This is a genomic window from Cupriavidus sp. SK-3, assembly GCF_000611145.1.
Lineage (GTDB): Bacteria > Pseudomonadota > Gammaproteobacteria > Burkholderiales > Burkholderiaceae > Cupriavidus.
The window spans coordinates 908-4,703 of sequence record NZ_JFJV02000239.1; the positions used below are offsets into that span (position 1 = coordinate 908).

The 3,796-nt window shown below is 61.0% G+C and carries 2 protein-coding genes and 2 pseudogenes; 1 reads left to right on the top strand and 3 read right to left on the bottom strand.

Annotated features, from left to right (window positions below; all coding sequences use genetic code 11):
- Positions 1-65: 65 nt before the first annotated feature.
- On the bottom strand, positions 66-521 hold the full coding sequence (locus CF70_RS24785; protein WP_035870910.1) for a hypothetical protein: 456 nt from the start codon (positions 519-521) through the stop codon (positions 66-68).
- A gap of 125 nt (positions 522-646) precedes the next feature.
- A pseudogene (locus CF70_RS24790) lies at positions 647-1,033 on the bottom strand (xanthine dehydrogenase family protein molybdopterin-binding subunit); the annotation flags it as partial.
- 577 nt (positions 1,034-1,610) lie between these two features.
- On the opposite strand from CF70_RS24790, the pseudogene istA reads away from it, so the two are divergent.
- Positions 1,611-2,303, top strand: a pseudogene (istA, locus tag CF70_RS24795) (IS21 family transposase); the annotation flags it as partial.
- A 210-nt stretch (positions 2,304-2,513) separates the two neighbouring features.
- Here istA and CF70_RS24800 read toward each other — a convergent pair.
- Entirely contained in the window at positions 2,514-3,623 is a 1,110-nt protein-coding gene (locus CF70_RS24800) for an S-(hydroxymethyl)glutathione dehydrogenase/class III alcohol dehydrogenase (protein ID WP_035870913.1), read from the bottom strand.
- Positions 3,624-3,796: the final 173 nt, after the last annotated feature.

Consider the following 3,796-nt stretch of genomic DNA (forward strand, 5'->3'; position numbering starts at 1 on the left):
CCATAGCGGGCGTTGGGAGCCGTTGCCAGGCGCAGGCTCGCTCGACGAGATGGCCCAGTTGGTCGTCACGCTCCTGGAGCCGTACCTACAGCCTGATAATTATTAAGTCTATTTACGGGATGTTGTACTAGGTCAAGCGCTTCGAATGTCGGATTGGTCGATGCCCTGAGGACGCCACTTTCGTCCAGAATCGCGGTTTGAAGGAAGGGTTCGGCACCGAGATGACCGTTGCGGGTCCATTCGGCAAGCGGCAAGTCCAGCCCTCGTTCGATGACGGCGCCGCCTAGCAGGGAGGTCAGTTGGTCCGCCTCCATCAATGTGCGCTCGACGTGCTGGCCGAGGGTATAGGCAAGCCGGTCGGCATCAGCCTGGATCCTGCGTAATTCGCTGCCTCTGTCCCACCCGGCCCAGAGCGCGAACCCCAGCCAGACCGACAATACGAGCATGAATGCCGAAATGCCCGGGGTGATGGTGCGCGCCGTGCCTTCCGCCGCTACCGGCCTATATATCTCCAGACCCATGAATCCTAGCGACCCCAAAGAGATGAAATGAACGCGCTAGGAAACGGCGAGCGCCGTCCCCTGCCTCCGAACCCGGTGTGCGGTTTTCCCGCGACGGGTTCTCGAGTCAGTTGTTTGCACATCGGGATTGCCTCGCCCACATAGCGCACTCGGTCCATGGCCAGCGCCCATTGCTCCATCGGCGCCTTCACCCCCGCCACGAAGGGGCGCGACCAGGCTGCCAGGTCGGCGCCGGTCAGCACCCCATGCACGCCCGGCGCGGCAAGTGCCGCGCTGGCATCGATGGTGCCGAGTTCGGCATGCGCATGCGGGGACCGCAAGATAGCGGCGTGCAGGGTGCCCGGCTTCACGCCCAGGTCGTCGCCATAGCGGCCACGGCCGGTGAGGATTGCGGCGTCCTCGAGCCGCTCCATCGAGCGGCCGACGTGACGCTGGCGCGCGGCCACGCCGGCCGCCGCGGATTCAAGGTGGATGGCCGCTGCTGCGGCGGGCAGGCTGCGCTTGTCGCTCATGACCGGCCCTCCCGCATGGCGGGGGCACGGACCATCTGGTTGGCGGGGATTGCGGGCCGGCACGGGGAGATGCCACGCGGCACGGGGCGAACGCCCGCTCCCGCTGTCTCCAGTGTCGTACCGGTCATGCTGCCAGCATCGTTCTGTCTCATTCCTGACTCCGTTCTGCGCGTCGGCCCCGATAGGCGAATCCGCCGGGGACATGCAACGTTGAACAGGAGCTTAGTGAGATTGTGGTATTAGTTCTAATATAGTTTTTTGATCACATTAATCACTTTAAATGATGTCAGACAGGGCGGTCCTTAGTGGGCACATGCGGCCTCACGGCACGCCAAAGAAAGGGCTTTCCCCCGATATTGGCGGGTCTTCCGAGGAATTTCTCGACAAAAAAGACGATACAAACATTCCAAGCTAACAGATTTTTTGATACATAATCGATCACTTGGCATGGCCGACCACGCCAAACAGATGCCTGCGAATTTTCGCGAATGTGGAGCGGGATGCTCTGGACTGGTGCCGCCGGCGAGAAAAATGAACGCCCAGGCTGGCCTGCGGATTCCAATCGCTCGATGACCGAATCCGGGCCGCCGAATTCATTCGACGCTGGCATCTTCGTGACGATATTTCAGTGCGCGAGATCGCCAGGCGCCTGGGCATCTCCAGGAACACCGTCAGGCGCTACCTGCGCCCTGACGTCACAGCACCCGCCTACCCGACCCGGCAGAGCCCCAGCAAGCTGGACGGCCATGCCGCCAAGCTCGCCACCTGGCTCAAGACCGAAGCCAACAAGCCGCGCAAGCAGCGGCGCACGCTGAAGCAGATTCACATGGATCTGTGTGCACTCGGATTCACCGGTTCCTATGACCGGGTCGCTGCTTTTGCGCGCCGCTGGCGCCAGGAACCGCAAGAGCAAGCTCGGTCGGCGAGCCGCAGCACCTTCATTCCGCTGCGCTTTGCCGAGGGCGAAGCGTTCCAGTTCGACTGGAGCGAGGACTGGGCCGTCATCGCCGGCGAGCGCACCAAGCTGCAGGTAGCCCAGTTCAATCTCAGCCACAGCCGGGCCTTCTTCCTGCGCGCCTACCCGCTGCAGACCCACGAGATGCTGTTCGATGCCCATCACCACACCTTCGTGGCCTGGGGCGGTATCCCGCGGCGCGGGATCTACGCCAACATAAAGACTGCGGTCGATCGGGTACGACGTGGCAAGCTGCGCGACGTCAACGCCAGGTTCAGCACCATGGTCAGCCACTACCTGTTCGACGCCGAGTTCCGTAGCATGGTTATGCAGCGTCTGGGCGCCGACTGCCACTTCTACCTTGTTTGTGGAACACAGGCATTGAAGCGTGCCGCCGGCGAAGCCGGCTGTTCCGGACGAATACCGTTATCCACCGACGGATGGATATGGATCGCGCTCATGATAGCCCTCTCTTTGGGTTAGCTTGAGATGGCACGGCATAACGCCGCGCCATGCGATGGGTTCTCAGTAGTGAATCACCGTGCGGATCGACTTGCCCTCGTGCATCAGGTCGAAGGCCCTGTTGATGTCTTCGAGACCCATGGTGTGGGTGACGAAGGGGGCGAGATCGATCTCGCCTTTCATTGCGTCCTCCACCATGCCGGGAAGCTGGGAACGTCCCTTGACTCCCCCGAAGGCGGAGCCTTTCCAGACACGGCCGGTAACCAGCTGGAACGGTCGGGTGGAGATTTCTTTCCCCGCACCGGCGACGCCGATGACAATCGATTGCCCCCAACCACGGTGAGCGGCTTCCAAGGCGGCACGCATGACGTTGACGTTGCCGATGCACTCGAAGGTGTGGTCGACACCCCAGCCGGTCATTTCGATGAGGACCTGCTGAATCGGCTTCTCATAGTCATTGGGGTTCAGGCAATCGGTTGCACCGAACGAACGGGCCAGTTCGAACTTGGCTGGATTGGTGTCGATGGCGATGATGCGACCAGCCTTGGCCTGACGTGCCCCCTGAATCACCGCGAGCCCGATACCGCCGAGGCCGAAGATTGCCACCGAGTCACCCGGCTGCACCTTGGCCGTGTTGTGGACGGCACCAATGCCAGTTGTAACGCCGCAACCCAGCAGGCAGACGTGCTCGTGGTTGGCTTGCGGATTGATCTTCGCAAGCGAAACCTCAGCGACAACCGTGTATTCGCTGAAGGTCGAGCAGCCCATGTAATGGAAAAGCGGCTGTCCGTTGTAGGAGAAGCGAGTCGTACCGTCGGGCATCAACCCATTGCCCTGGGTAGCGCGTACAGCAACGCACAGGTTGGTTTTGCCGGAGTTGCAGAACAGGCACTCGCCGCATTCAGCGGTATAGAGCGGGATCACGTGGTCCCCCGGCTTGACGCTGGTGACGCCCTCACCGACCTTAACCACTACCCCAGCGCCTTCATGGCCGAGCACTGCCGGGAACACACCTTCTGGATCATCGCCGGACAGAGTGAAGGCGTCGGTATGACAAACGCCCGTGTGCGTGATCTTTACGAGAACCTCACCTTTACGTGGCGGCTCAACGTCGATCTCGACGATTTCCAGCGGCTTTCCGGGCCCGAAGGCAACAGCTGCACGTGATTTCATGATTTCGTTTCTCCTAAATTAAATTCCCTCACCGGACGCCACCTTGGCGGTGGCTAACGGAGATAGGACCGAACGATAGAGATGGTTTCGTCAATCGCTTCTTCTGCGAATCACTCCTAACCTCACTGTTGGGAAACTCCTCCTGTTGATTTGCACCGAATTCTGACCCAGGA

Excerpts from the sequence above, each read along its gene's own strand:
- CF70_RS24785 (WP_035870910.1), bottom strand. The coding sequence starts at position 521 with ATGGGTCTGGAGATATATAGGCCGGTAGCGGCGGAAGGCACGGCGCGC.
- CF70_RS24800 (WP_035870913.1), bottom strand. The coding sequence starts at position 3,623 with ATGAAATCACGTGCAGCTGTTGCCTTCGGGCCCGGAAAGCCGCTGGAA.